The 18,510-nt window shown below is 34.6% G+C and carries 15 protein-coding genes and 3 pseudogenes; 13 read left to right on the plus strand and 5 right to left on the minus strand.

Going from position 1 to position 18,510, the window contains the following annotated elements; translation table 11 throughout:
- Positions 1–125: 125 nt before the first annotated feature.
- Positions 126–557: pseudogene (locus tag CWS01_RS14315) on the plus strand (cation diffusion facilitator family transporter); the annotation flags it as partial.
- Positions 558–713: 156 nt separating this feature from the next.
- The gene (locus CWS01_RS14320) at positions 714–1,751 is read left to right on the plus strand and encodes a flavin-containing monooxygenase (protein WP_101177877.1); all 1,038 of its coding nucleotides are present in this window, start codon (positions 714–716) and stop codon (positions 1,749–1,751) included.
- A 175-nt stretch (positions 1,752–1,926) separates the two neighbouring features.
- On the opposite strand, the gene CWS01_RS22705 is transcribed toward CWS01_RS14320, so the two are convergent.
- Positions 1,927–2,097: a hypothetical protein gene (locus CWS01_RS22705; RefSeq protein ID WP_168714403.1), complete on the minus strand. Its 171-nt coding sequence runs from the start codon at positions 2,095–2,097 to the stop codon at positions 1,927–1,929.
- 96 nt (positions 2,098–2,193) lie between these two features.
- Here CWS01_RS22705 and CWS01_RS14325 point away from each other — a divergent pair.
- Both CWS01_RS14325 and CWS01_RS14330 read left to right on the plus strand, forming a co-directional pair.
- Positions 2,194–2,806: pseudogene (locus CWS01_RS14325) on the plus strand (LysE family translocator).
- A gap of 336 nt (positions 2,807–3,142) precedes the next feature.
- Positions 3,143–3,799, plus strand: coding sequence for a GIY-YIG nuclease family protein (locus tag CWS01_RS14330; protein WP_235852074.1), 657 nt, complete (start codon positions 3,143–3,145; stop codon positions 3,797–3,799).
- Between the two features lie 90 nt (positions 3,800–3,889).
- Here CWS01_RS14330 and CWS01_RS14335 read toward each other — a convergent pair whose 3' ends face one another.
- A complete protein-coding gene (locus CWS01_RS14335) occupies positions 3,890–4,882 on the minus strand; it encodes an acyltransferase family protein (protein ID WP_101177878.1) in 993 nt (330 codons plus the stop codon).
- Between the two features lie 355 nt (positions 4,883–5,237).
- Here CWS01_RS14335 and solA point away from each other — a divergent pair, with 355 nt between their 5' ends.
- Positions 5,238–6,374, plus strand: coding sequence for an N-methyl-L-tryptophan oxidase (solA, locus tag CWS01_RS14340; RefSeq protein WP_101177879.1), 1,137 nt, complete (start codon positions 5,238–5,240; stop codon positions 6,372–6,374).
- 259 nt (positions 6,375–6,633) lie between these two features.
- Here the strand turns inward: solA and ndk are convergent, their stop codons facing one another.
- Entirely contained in the window at positions 6,634–7,095 is a 462-nt protein-coding gene (gene ndk / locus CWS01_RS14345; RefSeq protein ID WP_101177880.1) for a nucleoside-diphosphate kinase, read from the minus strand.
- A 495-nt stretch (positions 7,096–7,590) separates the two neighbouring features.
- Here ndk and CWS01_RS14350 point away from each other — a divergent pair, with 495 nt between their 5' ends.
- Entirely contained in the window at positions 7,591–8,247 is a 657-nt protein-coding gene (locus CWS01_RS14350; protein ID WP_101177881.1) for a serine/threonine-protein kinase, read from the plus strand.
- A gap of 318 nt (positions 8,248–8,565) precedes the next feature.
- On the opposite strand, the gene CWS01_RS14360 is transcribed toward CWS01_RS14350, so the two are convergent.
- Positions 8,566–9,141 (minus strand): CBO0543 family protein, encoded by a 576-nt coding sequence (locus CWS01_RS14360; RefSeq protein ID WP_101177883.1) that lies wholly within the window; start codon positions 9,139–9,141, stop codon positions 8,566–8,568.
- A gap of 234 nt (positions 9,142–9,375) precedes the next feature.
- Between CWS01_RS14360 and CWS01_RS22810 the strand changes: the two are divergent.
- Both CWS01_RS22810 and CWS01_RS14370 read left to right on the plus strand, forming a co-directional pair.
- Positions 9,376–9,522: pseudogene (locus CWS01_RS22810) on the plus strand (methyl-accepting chemotaxis protein); the annotation flags it as partial.
- 816 nt (positions 9,523–10,338) lie between these two features.
- Positions 10,339–11,538 (plus strand): amidohydrolase, encoded by a 1,200-nt coding sequence (locus CWS01_RS14370; RefSeq protein WP_101178029.1) that lies wholly within the window; start codon positions 10,339–10,341, stop codon positions 11,536–11,538.
- Between the two features lie 133 nt (positions 11,539–11,671).
- On the opposite strand, the gene CWS01_RS14375 is transcribed toward CWS01_RS14370, so the two are convergent.
- Complete coding sequence (locus CWS01_RS14375) at positions 11,672–12,583, minus strand: LysR family transcriptional regulator (protein ID WP_101177885.1); 912 nt, start codon at positions 12,581–12,583, stop codon at positions 11,672–11,674.
- 359 nt (positions 12,584–12,942) lie between these two features.
- Between CWS01_RS14375 and CWS01_RS14380 the strand changes: the two genes are divergently transcribed.
- From CWS01_RS14380 to CWS01_RS14400, 5 genes are all read left to right on the plus strand, one after another.
- A complete protein-coding gene (locus CWS01_RS14380; RefSeq protein ID WP_101177886.1) occupies positions 12,943–13,206 on the plus strand; it encodes a glutaredoxin family protein in 264 nt (87 codons plus the stop codon).
- A gap of 61 nt (positions 13,207–13,267) precedes the next feature.
- Positions 13,268–14,605 carry an LLM class flavin-dependent oxidoreductase gene (locus tag CWS01_RS14385; protein ID WP_101177887.1) on the plus strand — a complete coding sequence of 446 codons (1,338 nt, stop codon included), beginning with the start codon at positions 13,268–13,270 and terminating at the stop codon, positions 14,603–14,605.
- Between the two features lie 12 nt (positions 14,606–14,617).
- Entirely contained in the window at positions 14,618–15,544 is a 927-nt protein-coding gene (locus CWS01_RS14390; protein ID WP_101177888.1) for an ABC transporter permease, read from the plus strand.
- Between the two features lie 11 nt (positions 15,545–15,555).
- Positions 15,556–16,437: an ABC transporter permease gene (locus CWS01_RS14395; RefSeq protein WP_407938570.1), complete on the plus strand. Its 882-nt coding sequence runs from the start codon at positions 15,556–15,558 to the stop codon at positions 16,435–16,437.
- A gap of 18 nt (positions 16,438–16,455) precedes the next feature.
- Positions 16,456–18,489 carry an ABC transporter ATP-binding protein gene (locus tag CWS01_RS14400; protein WP_101177889.1) on the plus strand — a complete coding sequence of 678 codons (2,034 nt, stop codon included), beginning with the start codon at positions 16,456–16,458 and terminating at the stop codon, positions 18,487–18,489.
- Positions 18,490–18,510: the final 21 nt, after the last annotated feature.

Consider the following 18,510-nt stretch of genomic DNA (forward strand, 5'->3'; position numbering starts at 1 on the left):
AGGAATATATGAATGATGCAACAAAGCAAGATGGACTCTAAATACATCAGTTTATAAAGTTAGAGAACAGCTTACCATTATTATGCTCGTTAATACATTCTATTGATTTTAAATGTATCTATATAATTAAAATTATGTTTTTTGGATGGGGCTGGGCAGATCCGCTGGCAAGTGTACTAGTAGCCATTCTTATTCTAAGAAGTGGTTATTATGTAACAAAAGATGATCTTCACGTATTAATGGAGGGAACTCCGTACCATGTGGATGTCAAGGATGTCATACTGACAATGGAAAAGACAGAAGGAATACAAGGTATCCATGATTTGCATATTTGGTCCATTACGAGTGGCTTAAATGCACTTTCTTGCCATGCTGTTGTTGACAATCAACTCACTATTAAAGAAAGTGAAAGGATCTTGCGCAGCATTGAACATGAACTGGAACATAAAGGCAGTACACATGGGACTATTCAAATGGAAACCGCAACACATAACCATGGGAATTCTATCCTTTGCCAAGCTAAAACGGAGCCATTCCATGACCACCATCATCATTAAAAAAGGTAGTTACACAGTTTTTAAACTTAGAATTAAATCAACCAAATAGGTGTAGCAAAGGAAAATATTTTGTTAACCCTTGCTGCACGAATCTATTCCTGTTTAATTAAAAGAAACTTGTTTTTAAAATGCCCAACATGTTTTAAGGGGGATAATATGTACGACACTATTGTTATAGGAGCAGGTCAAGCAGGTGTTTCAATTGGATATTATTTAAAAAAATCATTCCGTAATTTTCTTATTTTAGATAAAGGCTCAAAAATAGGAGAGAGTTGGAATGAAAGGTATGATTCATTAGTTTTATTTACACCTAGAATGTACAGCTTCTTACCTGGAATGAATCTAGAAGGAGACCAACATGGTTTTCCAAACAAAGACGAGATAGCTGCTTACTTAAGAATGTATGTTGAAAGGTTTAAAATTCCCATCCGATTAAAAACAGAAGTAGTAAACGTTCTAAAACTAAAAAATCATTTCCTCATAAAAACTAAACATGAAGAATATCTAACAAAGAATCTTGTAATTGCAGCAGGTCCTTTTCAAACTCCCCATATTCCCCCGCTATCGAAGAATTTGCCTAAGGCTATTAATCAATTACATTCTTCGCAATATAAGAATTCAAAGCAGTTGGCAGCTGGAAATGTTTTAGTGGTTGGTGGGGGGAATAGTGGTGCTCAGATAGCTGTTGAGTTATCAAAAGAAAGAGCTACCTATTTAGCTCATAGCAAAAAACTAGTTTATTTACCCCTGACCTTTCAAAACAGAAGCATCTTTTGGTGGTTTGATAAATTAGGAATGCTAAGAGCAAATAGTACATCAATATTAGGGGGAGTTATACAAAAAAAAGGAGACCCTATATTTGGGTTTGAATTAAAAAACGCAATTAAACAAAATCAGATAATCTTAAAAAAAAGAGTAGTAGATGGAAATCAAAACAAAGTAATTTTTGAAGATTTATCAATGTTAGAAGTAAATAACATTATTTGGGCTACGGGTTTTAATAATGTCCTTCCTTGGCTAGGGATAAATGGTATTTGGAATGAAGAGGGAAAAGTAATGCATTATCGAGGTATTTCAACTATTAAGGGATTGTATTTTATTGGTTTGCCTTGGCAGCATCGACGTGGTTCAGCGTTGCTTCAAGGTGTAGGAAATGATGCAGATTATATTGTAAAACAAATAAACTCTTATTAAACTATCTAAAAGTATCCGAGGATCGATTAAATAGAGGTTGATAGAATAGAGTTTGTATTATTTATGTCTAATGACTGATGTTCCCTGACAGAAAAGTATTGATATAAAAGGGTTTCTCTACATTCGATAAACCCTTTTGTTCTGAAAAATACTCTATAACCAACCGTTTTAATGTCTACTTTGTTTGATCTATTTTTTTATTAGCTGAGAAATAACTGCTGATGCCCAATATGAGGCCGCCGCTAATACCAATTATTGTGCCAATTATAGCCCAATGGGTGGATAAATATATTCCTGACATAAACATTAGCAATCCAATAAAAAACAAAAGCTGTTCTTTTTTCATGTTTCTCCTCCATCTTTGATACAATCCATCCTCTTTTTTACCGTTTATCTATATTTTACCAAATGATATTTTACAAGTCAGTAAGGAGTGACGAAAATGAATGATTTTTTTACCTTTTTAATTCTTTCATTATTTGTTGTAATGAGCCCAGGCGTTGATACAGCACTTATTACCAAGAGAACCATAAAAGATGGATATAAAATGGGGCTAGGTATTACAGTTGGCTCTTTGGTGCATACATTTGCAGCTGCTTTTGGAATTTTCGCTATTTTGATGCATTCTGCGGGTACTTTTGAAATCATTAAATATACTGGTGCAATCTACTTGATCTACCTCGGACTATCTTCATTCATCTCTAGGAAACAGAAGATGGTTGTGAGTGTGGAAAGTCAAACTAAGACTGAAATCAAAAAGTCTGCTTTTAAACAAGGGCTTTTTTTCAAATGTACTCAATCCAAAGGTTGCAATGTTTTTCTTAACATTTTTGCCCCAATTTGTGAAAACAGGAGAAACTGCAACTGGGCAGCTTATGATAATGGGAGCTATTTACACACTTCTATCCATCTTTGGGTTTTTTATTTATGTTTTTTTCATTAACTATTTGCGTGAATGGCTTATGTCTCCAAACGTACAAAGGGCAATGGATAAAGTAACAGGTCTTGTTTTAATTGGATTTGGATTAAAGTTAGCTTTAGATAAGCAACATTAAACGAACTTTCCGATAGCTCTATAAGAAAAACCGGAATGCATCTAATTCCGGTTTAAGGCTGTTTTTTAAACATTCGTTTTTTTCATTGTTCTCTTTACACGGCTGTGCATTATTTACCCTGCAACTTCGTTTATTCCACATTTTTACTTTTTTAGGGACAACCCTTTTTGATTATCCCTTTTATATAAAAACTCTCACATACGCTATATGAAGATTAATTGCGGCGAAAAAATAAAAAAATTTAGCTTATATTCATCATTTGAAAAAGCGCATAAAGATAGTTGGTCTAACAATACATACAGGCTAGATAAGTCAACTTAGAAGATATGATACAATATGCGGATAATAAGAGAAGGGAAAGGAATTGCAATGGCTGCATATTTTGGATTGAATATACGTGTAAAACCGGATGGATTAAAACTAACAAGAGACAATTACATAAAAATAAATAAGAAAAGTTCTTTGATGAAAGGAGAAGTTTACTCGGATTCTTATATAAATAAACAGATAGAAGATAGTTTATATAATTATGATTTGAATATAGAATATTTTCGTTTATTATCTAAACTGGAATTTAATCATGAAGTGATGAAATTTGTTCGCAAAACGAAAAACTTTCAGGAAATTACGGATCTTGCGCTTATAGGCGGGGTCCCTGGATATTACATGATGGTGCTGGAGGAATATGCTCAAGCTTATATCGGCAGAAGCAATGATATAAAAAAACGCATTCAGTCTCATTGGAGCAAACAAAAAGAATTTGACCGCTTAATATTTGGAAGCAAAGAAACCTCCGTTTTATCTATAGATAGCTTTAGAGCTTATGATACTACAAGGATATTTGTGTATCCAACTGATGAATTGGAAGAACACGAAGATGATTTTATTAATTTGTTTGATGCGAAATATCTTTTAAATAGAACAAGTGGCGGAACATTGGCTGGATTAATGGAAGCCATAATCAATAGGAAAACAAGAGAACTGTCCGTTTAGGCTGAATATGCCACAAAGGTTTCAGGTTCTAATTCATAAAAAATAATAGCCAGAGCAATCTGGCTATTATAAAGGGAACATATCAGAATCTTATTCTATTCTCAATTCAATTAATGGACGTGTGTATTTTTTGATAAAATAACTTCCTAATCCTATACATAAACCGAATGAGAAGGATACTAATATAAAGTACTGGTCAGACATCGTGCTTAACGTATCATCAGATATAAATGCTTGAATGGTTTTGATGATAAATCCGTGAAGCAGATAGATATATAAAGTCCGTTTTCCAATAACGGTAAAACTAAAACCTTTAGAAGGGACAATGGCCAAAAATCCGCCGATAACCGTTATGGTTAATAAATATTGCGCCAAACGTTTTAGACCATCTATTTGTTCTTTTACACCCATATTGGCATAGGAAGTATCTCCGAGTAACCAAGCAATAGCGTCCTTTGGAAACAAAAGAGCGAATACTAGTGTAATAATTAATAATATTGCCATACCGATGACAGGTGAAAATTTCACTTTTTTTACTAAGTTTAAATGTTTTAAATCTAACAGATATCCTAAAAGAAAATAAGGAAAAAAGACAAAAGTTCTGGATAAGGATAAAAAATTTCCAATATCGTCTACATAGCCAATTAAGATGCCGATGATAGTGGCAATAGCCAAACCAATCCATTTTAATTTGGCAAAAATATAAAGGAAAAGATTCCACCAAAACAGGCTCAGTAAGAACCAAAGTGTCCAATGGGGCTGGAAAAGATCAAATTTAAGATCTGCCGCCTGTCCATTCCAATAATAGAAAATGGAATAGATAATTTGAAAAATGAAATAAGGCAAAAGAATCTTTTTGATGATTTTTAAGAGATATCCTTTTTTATTATATCCTTTAGAAAAATATCCTGAAATAAAAATAAAGGCTGGCATATGAAAAAGAAAGATGACCGAATATAAGGAAAACAGTACATCATCATGTCCTTTTAAAGGACTAATAACATGACCTAATACAACGAGAAAAATTAAAATGAATTTCGCATTATCAAAGTAAAAAATCCGTTTTGCTGATGAAGAATCCAAATTAATACCTCCTAATTATTTGACATACCCATAGGATTTATTAATTAATCGCATATTTCATTCGAGAGACTAATAGGGTAATTAAATTAATTTAACCTTCTCGTATTTTACTAAAATAATATTACGAAACTATTAAAATACATTTAAAAGAATTTTAATAAATTATATCAATTTATGAAATGAAGAAATAAACCTCTATTTATTCTCAAACGATGGGGAAGGGGATGAATTCTTATTCAAGATTTTTCATTTTTATAAAAAATCCATCTGCCGTTCACTAGAGCATGATTGTATCTTGTGAGAATATAAGCTAAAGTAGAATAATGTGATGATTGTTTAATGGAGGAAGCGTTATATGCATTATGATGTAATTATAGTTGGCGCAGGTTCGATGGGAATGGCCGCAGGTTATTTTTTATCGAGGAGCGGGAAAAAAACGTTGTTGTTAGATAGCTTTAATCCACCCCATCACAAGGGGAGCCATCACGGCGATACTAGAATTATAAGACATGCTTATGGAGAAGGAGAAGAATATGTTCCGTTAGCTCTTAAAGCACAAGAATTATGGTATGACTTAGAGGAAAAAAGCGGTAAGCAACTGTTTCTCAAAACAGGTGTTCTTAACGTTGGGAATGAAACATCTGAATTCATCCAAAACATCATTTCTAGCTCCAAGACCTATTCTTTGCCCCTTGAAGTGCTAGATTCAACTGAAGTGAATAAGCGGTGGCCTGGCATTGACTTATCCAACGAATATATTGGGTGCTTTGAACCAACATCAGGTGTACTGAAATGTGAAGAATGTATAGAAGCGTATCGGGAGCTTGCCGAACAGCATGGGGCTACGATTCTGCCAAACAGTAAAGTAAAAGAACTGTCAGTGCATGGAAAAAGAGTAACAATTAAATTCGAAGAACAGACTTTTACCTCTGATTCGTTAGTAGTCTCAGCAGGAGCATGGTCTGGAAGTCTTCTTTCTATGCTGGATTTGCATTTGCCTCTCAATCCAGTAAGAAAAACCTTTGCTTGGTTTGAAGCCAATGAACAGCTATATAATCACAAAGATTTTCCAGCCTTTTCGTTTGAGACGCCTAATGGTCTGTATTATGGTTTTCCGAGTATTGAAGGGGCAGGGTTAAAAGTAGGACGTCATGATGGGGGAGAAACAATAAACCCAGAGGAAGAAATGCTTGGATTTGGCGAGTTAAAAAAAGATAAAGCTGATTTATCACAATTTTTATCACAATTTATGCCATCTGCAGATCAATTGAAGTATGGAAAAACATGTATGTATACACTTACTCCTGATGAAGATTTTATCATTGATGTGCATCCTGCTTATCCAAACGTTGCCATTGCTTCTGGTTTCTCAGGTCATGGTTTTAAATTTAGCAGTGCAATAGGACAGATTTTAAGTGAATTAATCATCTCAGGAAGAAGCGAACAAAATATTACTCCTTTTTCCATCAATCGTTTTAAAGAAAAAGTTTAATGGATTGGTGCATTAAGCCTAGCAGATTTATGTCTTTTTGATGGGAAATGGCATGTAAAGCAAAGTTGAATCGAATACATAAAGTCAGAAACTAAATAAAACGCTATATGCATATCTTGCATATAGCGTTTTATTTTTTAATTATTAAATATAAGTTATTTCGATTTATCGGAAAGAAGAATCATTTGATCATGTTGAATACCAAAAATAAAATCTCCTCAAAGTGTTAAGCATATCAAGGGATTGGTGAAAAAAGCATTTAAACAGATTGTCTTCCTTCGAATGGAAAATCATCTTCTAGGTTGCGTCTTTTTAGGAGGCCAAAGAAATTTTCAATTTCCCGTTCGGCGCTTAAAAGAGAATCTGATCCATGTATGACATTCTCTTCTTTTTTAGCGGCGAAGTCACCACGAATTGTACCTGGCATTGCTTCTGATGGGCTTGTTTTCCCAATCATGAGACGAGAAACTTCAATTATATTTTCTCCTTCCCAAACCATTGCAAAAACAGCCCCAGATGTAATGAAATCTACTAATTCGCCGAAAAATGGTTTGTTTTGATGTTCCATATAATGATATTCCGCTTTAGTGCGGTCAACTGTCATAAGCTCTGCATGTAATAGAGTAAACCCTTTTTGTTCAAAGCGTTTAATGATTTCTCCGATTAGTCCTCGTTTCACTCCATCAGGCTTCACCATGATAAACGTGCGCTGTAAAGTCATATGATCACCTCTTAATCAAATAAATATTCTAATGAGAACCACCAGCATGAAGAGTTGTTGAACTTTCTTTTTGAAGGTTGGTTCTGCACATTATCCATTATGGCGAAATAATACAGATTTCAAACCAATTCGCTATTAATAAAATAAAAAGCATACTAGTGTTAACAGATTTCTGCGGCTTTTTAGTGAATAAAAGTAAATAAACTATTTCTGTCTTTAATCAAACAGGCTTAAATGGAGGGAGCTGGTGCAGGGAATAGGACATCAGGAGAAAAACTCTCTAGTTATTCCTTCAATTAATTGGGCCATTTCGTTTTTCTTATATTTCTCTCATTAGCAATAGATAAAAGATCATTTTCCCATTTTATTATTTTTGTAGTTAATTCTACTCTGTTAATAAGCAGATCACCGCATTTTCTGCAAGAAATTTAATATTGAAAAATTAAGGGTGCGCTAAGAAAAAAATGATAAAATAGCTAGTAGCGGAGGGGTAAAATGAAAAATGATTTTATTCACTTAATTGAAAATGAATTATTAAAAAAAGTGATATTAGAGAGCAAAAAAGCGCATGATCCAATCGTTGTAAAAAATACGCCTGCTGGATGGACTTGTGTTGGTGCAGGGAATTATGCAGCTGTATTTATGCATGATACGGATTCTAATCTTGTAGTGAAAATAAATGCAGTGGGAGTAGAAAATTTAGAAAAAGAAGCGGAAATCTATAGACGAATAGGGAAACATCCTGCCTATTCTTATTTAGTTCATCAAGGCACCAACTACCTTATTTTAAAAAGATTAGAGGGAATTACCTTGTATAATGCCTTTGCGAAAGGGATTAGAATTCCAGAAAAAGTGATTGATGATATAAATAAGGCTTTAGATTATGCTAGGAAATGTGGTTTAAACCCTTATGATATTCACGGTAAAAATGTCATGATGAAAGATGGCAGAGGATATGTTGTGGATGTCTCTGACTTTTATAAAGAGGGCAAAGATGAAAAATGGGAAGATTTCGTTAAAGCTTATTATAAACTGTACAAAAAAACCTTATATAAGTTTCCAATGAAGATTCCTTTTAAGGCCTTAGATTTTATAAGGTATGGATATCGATTTTACAAGAAAATAAGACGTAAGCTTTTAAGAGTCATCTAATACTATAAATCTGCTACATAAGGTGTTATGTTTATTTGCTGAGCTTATAATATGAATGGATTCTTTTCGTGTGAAACAGCTGCTAGTTGGCAGATGTTTTATTCATTTAGCATAAGAGAGGGGTTTATCATAAATGAAGACTACTATGTAATAGTATGTATGGTGAATTTGCAAAGTATGTCTGGCGAGAAAGGTATCAACATCAAAATGCAGGGATTCATCGAAGAAGAAAAAGTGATGAAAGAATATCGGAAACAGAAGCACTCGAAATAATCAAGTGCTTTTACTGCTTTTCTTTATAATAATTTATTAGTGTACCTATGCTTTTTTATTTTTCTTCTCAAAATGAAAAAACAAATTAGTAATCCATTTTGCAATTAAAGATACTGAAACATAAGAAAAGAAAAGATGAAAGTAATTTGCTCCATTGGATAATCTAATAAGATTATGTAATGCAAGTATAGGTTTAAATATGAAAGCAAAAAAGATACTTGCTAATATTGCATAGATATAATAATTTTTTTTATGATTGAGTGTCCATTGATAAACAAATATATACACTATAGGGATTAATGAACTATCCAGTACAAGATTGATTGAGAGTATAGAGGTTAACTTATATGGATATTCCCAGAATCCATGTCTGGTTGCATACCCGTCAATATATGTTGATAACATATGAATACTATAACCATAGAATCCTAAATGGAATGCTTTCTTTTTATCTATTTTAAAATAAAGAATGCTTAGTGGAACTATAAAAAATAAAAGATTAATCCAAAATTGCCAGGTATCAATATTAGAGTATGTTGACCAATAATGATCCCATTTATTTGCAAGATTTTCTTGTATATTTTCAAGCTGGTTTAAACTTTTTACCTGATCTTTATTCAAACAATTCACCCTTTCGTAACTAGGAAAGTATATTTATTTTTTACATGAAAGTAGAAAAACATTCATACATGGATACTACCTAGCAATTTTTTGTAGGTGGAAAGTTTATTAAGTTATTTATGTCAGAGTAGTATTTATTACTCTTTGTAAATGTCTGGAAATGTTGATATATCAGTATTTATGGATATGTTAACAACAATGAAGACCACTGTGCAATTATGTATAATGGATTAAATTGGAAAATTAGTGCGTACAACTTCAGACGTTCTTAAATTATTAGAAGAAAGTTTAAAAGAGATTGGAAGCATAACAGCTGTCATAAACGGTATTGCTGATCAAACTAATTTATTTGCTTTAAATGGGGCAATCGAAGCAGTAAGATAGCAGAGAGTTTACAAGAAAGTAGGTCAAAGTTTAAAAACTAAAAGAGCTTACGGTGAGTAATAACTGTTAAAGTTTTAAGGGTGAGTGGCAAAAGGAATTGCGGTCGTTATAGATGAAGACTGTCTGAATTTTGAATAACGATTGATAATTTATAATAAAATCTAATCGTTATCGTTTACAGTAAGCTTTTTTAAAAAATTCTCAAAAAAAATAATGATTTATCTGTTGATAGTGCTGTAGGACTTAATACATTCGCTAAGTTCTTTGCATAAAATATATGGGATGGTAATAAACTAGTTGTACAACATCATGAAGAAACACAAAAGCCCTGCTCTTTTTTAGAGTGGGGTTCTTTTGTGTGTAGAAAAAGTGCACCTTAAGAAGGCGAGGAGGATTACATAAGTTTATTAACCCTACTTGATATAAATATGCTGCTGAATACAGAACCACTTTTCCTGCTCTTTTTTTATTTAATAAATATAATGAACAATTTTAATTGATTTGTTCACTAATGAACAAATTGTTTTCATAAAGGATCTATTAAGAATATGCCAAGTGAGGTTTGGCTCTTTATTAAAAATAATAAACAGGGACTTTATCATTTCTAATTATACTTCATCCTCTTTTTGGTTTATGATAAAGTTAACTATTTCTATTAAAATAGTTGGTTTTATAAAAATGGAAGGAAGGAGAAAAATTTAAATAAAATGCGTTCCATTTAATATAAAACATTTGTCCCAACAGATATATATTCAGAATAAAAAATTAATGCATGAAATTTTGAAGGATATTTTTTTTAAAGATGGAGAAAGGATGAGCGAAATGGAATTACATACTATTACAGAAAATAAAAGTGAGTTAAAAAAAAGTTTAATAGAGGTGAGAAGGAATTTACATGCGGAACCTGAATTATCAAATGAAGAAGTGAAAACAACAAATAAAATTAAAAAATGGCTAGAAAACGCTGGAATTTCTATATTGGATCTTCCTTTAAAAACAGGCGTTATTGGGGAGATTATTGGAGAATCAGCGGGTCCAATCATAGCGATTCGTGCCGATATTGACGCGCTGCCTATTCAAGAAGAGGCGATAAGTCCCTTTCAATCCAATGTTGCTGGTGTGATGCATGCTTGCGGACATGATTTTCATACGGCGGTCATCATTGGAGCAGCCTATTTATTAAAAAATAGACAAAGCAGATTAAAGGGGACGGTAAGGATTATTTTTCAGCCAGCAGAGGAAACAGGACATGGTGCGAAATCTATTCTTGCTACAAGTGGATTAAATGATGTGCAGGCTATCTTTGGGCTTCATAATGATCCTCATAGTAAAGTGGGTGTACTTGGAGTAAAGGAGGGCGTATTAACAGCTGGTGTGGATCGTTTTGAAATTAAAATAACTGGAAAAGGAAGTCATGCTGCAAGACCACATGAAGGCATAGATCCAATTGTTATTGCAGCAGAAATTATTACGAGATTGCAAACAATCGTAAGCAGAGCAATAAAACCGAGTGAAAGTATTGTGATAAGTGTGACACAAATCCATGGTGGGAATACGTGGAATGTTCTGCCGGAAACGGTTTATTTAGAGGGAACAGTACGAACCTTAAAGGAAGAAATTAGAGAAGCAATACCAGGGAAAATTGAAAAGGTAGTAAAAGGAATAACAGATACGTATGGAGCAAAGGGCATACTAGAGTGGCATCCAGGACCTCCGTCTGTTGAAAATGATCCAGAATGGACCAGATTTTCCAAACATATTGCCGCACAAAATGGTTATCAGGTAGTAGAAGTGGAACCATCATCAGGGGGAGAAGATTTTGCTTTTTATCAGCAAAAAATAAGGGGGACATTTGTAAATGTTGGTGTATCAGGAGAATATGGACTTCATCATCCAAAGTATACCTTAAATGAAGAGGCAATAGTGCCTGCTGCTTATTATTTTGCTGATCTAGCCGAACAAGCCATCATAAAACTATTGTCAGACAGGGATAGTTCTGATGCCAATGCGTGATTAGAGAGGAAAAATGTACCAAAAATGAATAAATCGAAACATGCAGCTAATAAGCAGTTTAGCTGCATGTTTTGATTTTAAATAAAGAGCCGCAGCCATTTTCTCCTTTGGGAAACTTCCAATGATCTTATTTTTAGATGCTAGTTTCTTGTTTGCTGAGCGCATTTTTTTCGGAAAAATAGGTATCTATCATTTCTAATAAATGAGTGGAAGCTTTTCCGTAAATTGTGTTGTTTTTCTTTAAAAGACCAATTACAGGCGCAGCCTCTATTCCTTTGATTTCCATAATTTTTGTTCCAGGCAAAGCGAAGGAATTTGCAGTACGGGTAAAAAGAGAAACTCCTAAGCCAGCTTGAACAAAATGCTTGTGTGCCATGCTGTTGCTTATTTCTAATTTTTTATAATTGGATCCTATTGTTTCCACAATAATTTGTTCTATTTTTATGCGAATAGGACAATTGTGTGGAGTGAACAGGATTGTTTCATTCCGTAAATCATGTATTTCTGCGATTGCTTTTTCTGAAAGAGGATGTGAATTAGGTACAAGCAATACAATATCGTCATAATACAAAGGTTTAAAAAGGTTTTCCATGGAAACCTCTGGAGCTCCGCAAATCGCAAAATCAATTTGATCATGAAAAAGCATCCCGCTTAATGTGTTTGCATCTGCGATATGCAGAGAAATTTCCACTTTAGGATGTGCCTGGACAAAATCGGCAATGATCGATGGGAATTCTAAACTCGCTGTAGGTTCTGATACACCAATGCGGATTAACCCTGCTGAGCCTCCTTCTAAATCTTCCAAAGTTTTATCTAAACGATCATATTCCCTCAGCAAATCGGTTGCTCTTTCATAAAATAGCCGGCCAGCTTCGGTCATTCTTAATATTTTTCCTCGCTCTAGAAGCTTTTCGCCTATTTCTTCTTCCAAATGTTTAATATGCAGCGTAATAGTTGGCTGAGAATAGTTTAAAGCCTCAGCAGCTTTAAGAAAATTTCCGTATTTAACAATCGTAGTAAATGTTCGAATCGCACGAATCTCCAATTTAGACACCTCTTATTCTTTTTAGTTAAAAATTTTAAAGTTGCTAGTTGCTAAATATATATAAAATCTTCGAACAAGGAAAGCAACGGTGAAAGGGGCGTTTGCCGAAATCAATAATTTAAAAATATTAAATTATTGATTTATTTTTACTAATTATACTTTTTAGATTATTTGTTTTATTATAATCTATATTACTAACTAATCCAAGTGGTTTAGGCGGAATTTTGAAAGGTGGATTAAAATGCAATAGACGAGTGTATCAAGCGGAATTTCAATTTATAAGTCTATTAAGCTAGGTGAAAGAAAGTGCAGGATTTGTGAATCATTGATAAAACAAAAATCAAAGGAGTGGGAATATAATGAGTCAAGCGAAAAAAGTAGTGGTATGGAGCAAAAAAGGATGCAGTTATTGTGAAGAAGTAAAGTCTTATTTAGCGGAGAATAATTTGGAGTATTCAACAATTGATGTAACAGAGAATGATTCATTAAGAGATGTTTTAGAGGTGAAATACGGAATACGTTATGTTCCAGTAGTGGAAGTAAGCAATGGCAGTGCAGAAGATGCAGTATATCAAGCCGTTTTTAAAGTAGATTTGGAAGCATTAAAAGCAGCATTAGCTTAATTTTTTATCTAAATAAAAGTAAATGGATGGGAAGAATAATTATTCGGAAGGTGGCTATATAATGGCAAATCATAAAAAAATAAAATTTGGAGCTATTATTCATGGAATTGGAGGTACAACAGATGGATGGCGCCATCCATCTGTTCAAGCTGATGCGAGCGTCAGTTTACCGTTTTACAAAGAAAGAGCACAGCTTGCAGAAAAAGGCAAATTCAGTTTTGTTTTTATTGCAGATGGACTGTCCATTACGGAAAAGTCTTTGCCTCATTTTCTAAACCGATTTGAACCGATTACATTGCTGACTGCACTCGCAGGAGCAACAGAAAAAATAGGTTTGGTAGGAACTTTATCCACCTCCTATAGTGAGCCTTTTAATGTAGCAAGACAATTTTTATCGTTGGATCATCTCAGTTTGGGAAGAGCGGGCTGGAATGTGGTGACGTCTCCATCAGCAGGAGCGGCACAAAATTTTAACGGGGACGAACTTCCTGCCCATCAAACTCGCTATAAAAAAGCGGCAGAGCACTTAGAGGTCGTGAAGGGATTGTGGGATTCATGGGAAGATGGTGCATTTATCCGCAATAAAGAAACAGGACAATTTTTTGATTCAAAAAAACTGCATGCATTAAATCATAAAGGAGAATTCTTTTCTGTAAAAGGTCCTTTGAATTTAGAAAGATCAGACCAAGGCTATCCAGTAATTTTTCAAGCGGGTTCTTCTGAAACAGGAAGGAACTTTGCGGCCGAGTCAGCAGATGCTGTTTTTACGGGACATGACACATTAGAGGAAGCAAGGGGATTTTACAAGGATATAAAAGACAAGGCAGTACATAATGGGAGAAAGGCAGATGATGTGTTGATTTTTCCAGGGATTAGCCCAATCATTGCAGACTCTGTCGAGGAAGCACAAAAGATATATGAAGATTTTATCCGTTTAGTGCCTATTGATCATGCGATAACGTATCTTGGCAGATTTTTTGACCATTTTGATTTTAGTGCTTATCCATTAGATAGTCCTTTTCCAGATATAGGGGATGTAGGAAAAGAAGCTTTTCAAAGTACAACAGATAAAATAAAAAAAATGGCGAAAGAAAACAATTTGACGTTGCGCCAAGTTGCACAGCAAGTTGCTGTTCCGAAAAGTACCTTCATTGGGACGCCAACAATTGTAGCAGATAAGCTTCAAAGCTGGTTTGAAAGTGAAGGGGCAGATGGATTTATTATTCATACGGATATCCCAAATCAATTGGAGCATTTTGTGGAGCGGGTTGTTCCTATTTTGCAGGATAGAGGCATCTATGAAAAAGAATATACGGGAAATACTTTAAGAGAGCATTTAGGTCTTTTGGTTCCTGACAATCGAAATAGCAAAACAAATACTTCCTATATTGAACTTTAAAGGGAAAAAGTTATGTGGAAGTATCTAATAAACAGACTAATTGCTGCGGTTATCGTGCTTTTTGGATCATTATTTCTGGTATTTGTCATCAACTATTTTCTTCCTGGAGATGCAGTGGACCAAATGCTGGAAGGAACAGGCGCAACACCTGAGATGGCTGCGAATTTACGAAAAGAGCTAGGACTAGATTTGCCTTTTCATACCCAATTTTTTCACTATATAACAAGCCTCCTACATGGCGATTTTGGTCATTCAATTGTAAATAATGCACCGGTATTGGACAAGATATTAACACAATTTCCTGCAACGCTATCTTTGACATTAGTTAGTGCTTGCATATCTGTTGTCGTGGGAATTACTTTGGGTGTTTTTTCGGCTATCCACCATAATACGATTATTGATTATATAGCTAGATTAATAGGATTGTTTGGCATCTCTATGCCTACCTTTTGGTCAGGGATTTTATTAATTTTAGTTTTTTCTGTACATTTAGGCTGGTTTCCATCAATGGGATCTGATGGATGGATTACATTGGTTCTTCCTGCAGCAGCTTTAGGTCTTGTTGGCTCAGGTGCTATTGTCCGAATGGTTAGAAATAGCATGCTAGAAGTAATCAACGAGCAGTATATTCTAACTTTGCGATCAAAGGGATTGGCTGAAAAGGTTATTATGTATAAACATGTATTAAGAAATGCATTAATTCCTTCTATTACAATTATCGGAATTATGATAGGGGATTTATTGGGAGGGGCAGTAGTAATCGAAACAGTTTTTTCAAGACAAGGCATCGGGAGAATTGTAGCGGATGCTATAGCGGCAAAAGATTTGCCGGTCGTTCAAGGGGTCGTGTTTTTTGCTGCGATTGTATATATTTCGATCAATTTTATAGTAGATATCTCTTACTCTTTTATTGATCCCCGTGTTCGAAAATCAATTTAGGAGGTGTAATTTTGAAAGATACGCTTGTAGCGGCTCCACTTAAAAAAATGCCATTGTTCAAAAAGAACAAAAGAATCTTTTATTCAGAACATGCTTTTCTTTATCTAGCAAGTGGAGTGATCCTTTTTCTAATTAGTTGTGCGATATTTCCTCAATGGATAGCGCCATATGCTCCGACTAAGATGTTTTCAGATGCAATTATGCAAGCACCTTCTGCCAGCCATTTTTTAGGAACAGATTATTTTGGGCGCGATATCTTTAGTTTGATTGTTTATGGAAGCAGAACTTCTCTATTCATTGGATTTTTATCTGTATTTCTAGCAGCGCTTTTAGGTATGCTGATTGGCTCCATTTCTGGTTATATTGGAGGCATTGTGGATCTTTTGTTTATGCGTGTCATCGATATTTTAATGACTATTCCAGGGATGCTTTTAGCACTTGCGTTTGCGGCTGCTTTAGGACCAAGTCTCATGAATATCATCCTTGCCATCACTATTTCTGCATTGCCAGGATATGCTCGATTAATGAGAGGACAAATTATTAGTTTAAAAGACAGAAACTATGTGATTGCTTCTAAATCAATTGGGGTCAGCAGTATCGTGGTGTTTTTTAGGCATATTCTTCCAAATGCTTATTCGCCATTATTAGTTATGGCAACAAATGGGCTTGGAACATCCATTCTTTTAGGAGCAGGTTTGAGTTTTTTAGGTTTAGGAATTGTACAGGAGATTCCAGATTGGGGAACATTGCTGTCACAAGGGAGAGGCTATTTATCTGCAGCATGGTGGATTGCAACTTTTCCAGGATTGGCAATAACATTATTTGTACTGTCAGCAAATATCCTTGGAGACAGCTTTCGCGACTTTTTAGATCCAAAGAAAAAAATCAGATAGAAAGGAGGAACTGTCTAAATGTTAGAGATAAAAGAGTTAACTATAGATTTCCGAACAAAAAAAGGAACCCTTACTGCTATTTCTAATTTGGATTTATCTATGAAAGCTGGTGAAACGGTCTGTTTAGTTGGAGAATCAGGGAGTGGAAAAACGATAACTTCTAAAGCAATTATGCGCTTAATTGAGTATGAAAATGGAGTCATTTCCAAAGGGGAGATAAATTTTCAAGGAAAAAATATCACGTTCCTTGATCAAAGTTCCTTGCAAAATATTAGAGGCAAAAAAATTGCGATGATTTTTCAGGAACCATTATCTGCATTTGATCCTGTTTTTACAATTGGTTTTCAAATAACGGAAATGATAAGAAAACATCAAAAATCATCTAAGGTGGACGCTTGGAATAAAGGGATAGAGCTTCTTAGAAAAGTTGGCATTTCCGAACCGGAACATCGCATGAAGCAGTATCCAAATGAGTTTTCTGGGGGAATGCTTCAACGGGCAATGATTGCGATGGCTATTTCTTGTGAACCGGATTTGCTTATAGCGGATGAACCAACTACCGCACTAGATGTCACCATTCAATTGCAAATTATGGAGCTATTAAATTCACTGAAAAATGAATATAATATGGGGCTACTTCTAATTACACATGATTTAGGGATTGCTGCAGAGCTGGCAGATAGAATAATCGTCATGTATGCAGGGGAAGTAGTGGAAGATGCTTCCACAAGCCAACTATTTGATGCACCTCATCATCCCTATACACGGGGCCTGCTGCAATCTATTCCTAAAATGAATGGAGCAAAAAAAAATAAACTTTATTCAATTGATGGCAGCATTCCCAATTTAAATGATTTGCCGACTGGCTGCCGTTTTCATGCTAGATGCCCCTTTGCGACAGAAAAATGCAAGAACATAAAACCAAAATTGGAAAAAGTGAATCATCGTTTAACAGCATGCTTTTATTCAGAGGAGCTGGTGAAAAGACCAGATTGGAACGTTCTTAATGAAGAACAAAAAACTGATTTACAAGACACAGATGCAAAAAGCGATCCTGAGGAAATACTATTTGATATACAAAATATCAGCAAATATTACCCATTGGATAAAGGGATTCGCTTTTCTAGAAAACAAGTAAAAGCAGTTGATAATGTTTCTTTTTCCATAAAAAAAGGAGAGACGTTTGGCTTAGTTGGGGAATCTGGCAGCGGAAAATCAACATTAGGAAGAGCCATTCTGCAATTGGAAAAAATAACGGCTGGGAAAGTGTTATATGAGGGAACCTCGCTGGATGAACTTTCTAATAGAAAGATGAGCAAGTATCGCAAGGAAATGCAGATGATTTTTCAAGATCCATACAGTTCTGTTAATGGCAGACTGAAAATAGGAGAAATTATTGCAGAACCTTTAAAATGGCATTTAAATCTTTCCAAAAAAGAAATAAAGGAGCAGGTAGAAGGGTTATTAACAATGGTCGGATTAAAACCAGAATGGTATGAAAGGTACCCCCATGAGTTTTCAGGAGGGCAAAGGCAAAGAATTGGAATTGCCAGAGCTATCGCCCTTAATCCTTCGTTTATTCTAGCAGATGAAGCAGTTTCTGCTCTAGATGTTTCCGTTCAAGCACAAATTATTAATTTACTGCAAGAATTACAAAAAACCATGGGCTTAACCTATTTGTTTATTGGTCATGATTTAGGAGTAGTTCAGCATATTTCCGACAGAGTTGGCGTAATGTACTTAGGAAAAATTGTGGAGATTGCACCAAGTGAGGAGTTGTTTCAACATCCAGCACATCCATATTCAAGAGGATTAATTGATTCAATCCCAAATGGAAAAGAATCCGCCAGAACAAAAATAAAGGTAGAGGGCGAAATCCCTTCACCAGCTAATCCTCCTTCCGGCTGTCGGTTTAGAACAAGATGCCCTTTTGCGACAGAACAATGTGCCATAGAAGAGCCTGAATTAAAGGAGGTACAGAAAGATAGATTTGTAGCTTGCCATTATCATTTATTGGCTCGCGATAAAGAGAAGGAAAATATAAGGCATTAACAATCATTACAAAAAGGGGAG

Source organism: Niallia nealsonii (assembly GCF_002835805.1).
In the GTDB taxonomy this organism is placed as follows: Bacteria; Bacillota; Bacilli; order Bacillales; family Cytobacillaceae; genus Niallia; species Niallia nealsonii.

Coding starts and splice junctions, on each gene's coding strand:
- CWS01_RS14320 (WP_101177877.1), top strand. CDS start 714: ATGTACGACACTATTGTTATAGGAGCAGGTCAAGCAGGTGTTTCAATT.
- CWS01_RS22705 (WP_168714403.1), bottom strand. CDS start 2,097: ATGAAAAAAGAACAGCTTTTGTTTTTTATTGGATTGCTAATGTTTATG.
- CWS01_RS14330 (WP_235852074.1), top strand. CDS start 3,143: ATGCGGATAATAAGAGAAGGGAAAGGAATTGCAATGGCTGCATATTTT.
- solA (WP_101177879.1), top strand. CDS start 5,238: ATGCATTATGATGTAATTATAGTTGGCGCAGGTTCGATGGGAATGGCC.
- ndk (WP_101177880.1), bottom strand. CDS start 7,095: ATGACTTTACAGCGCACGTTTATCATGGTGAAGCCTGATGGAGTGAAA.
- CWS01_RS14350 (WP_101177881.1), top strand. CDS start 7,591: ATGAAAAATGATTTTATTCACTTAATTGAAAATGAATTATTAAAAAAA.
- CWS01_RS14370 (WP_101178029.1), top strand. CDS start 10,339: ATGAGCGAAATGGAATTACATACTATTACAGAAAATAAAAGTGAGTTA.
- CWS01_RS14380 (WP_101177886.1), top strand. CDS start 12,943: ATGAGTCAAGCGAAAAAAGTAGTGGTATGGAGCAAAAAAGGATGCAGT.
- CWS01_RS14385 (WP_101177887.1), top strand. CDS start 13,268: ATGGCAAATCATAAAAAAATAAAATTTGGAGCTATTATTCATGGAATT.
- CWS01_RS14390 (WP_101177888.1), top strand. CDS start 14,618: ATGTGGAAGTATCTAATAAACAGACTAATTGCTGCGGTTATCGTGCTT.
- CWS01_RS14400 (WP_101177889.1), top strand. CDS start 16,456: ATGTTAGAGATAAAAGAGTTAACTATAGATTTCCGAACAAAAAAAGGA.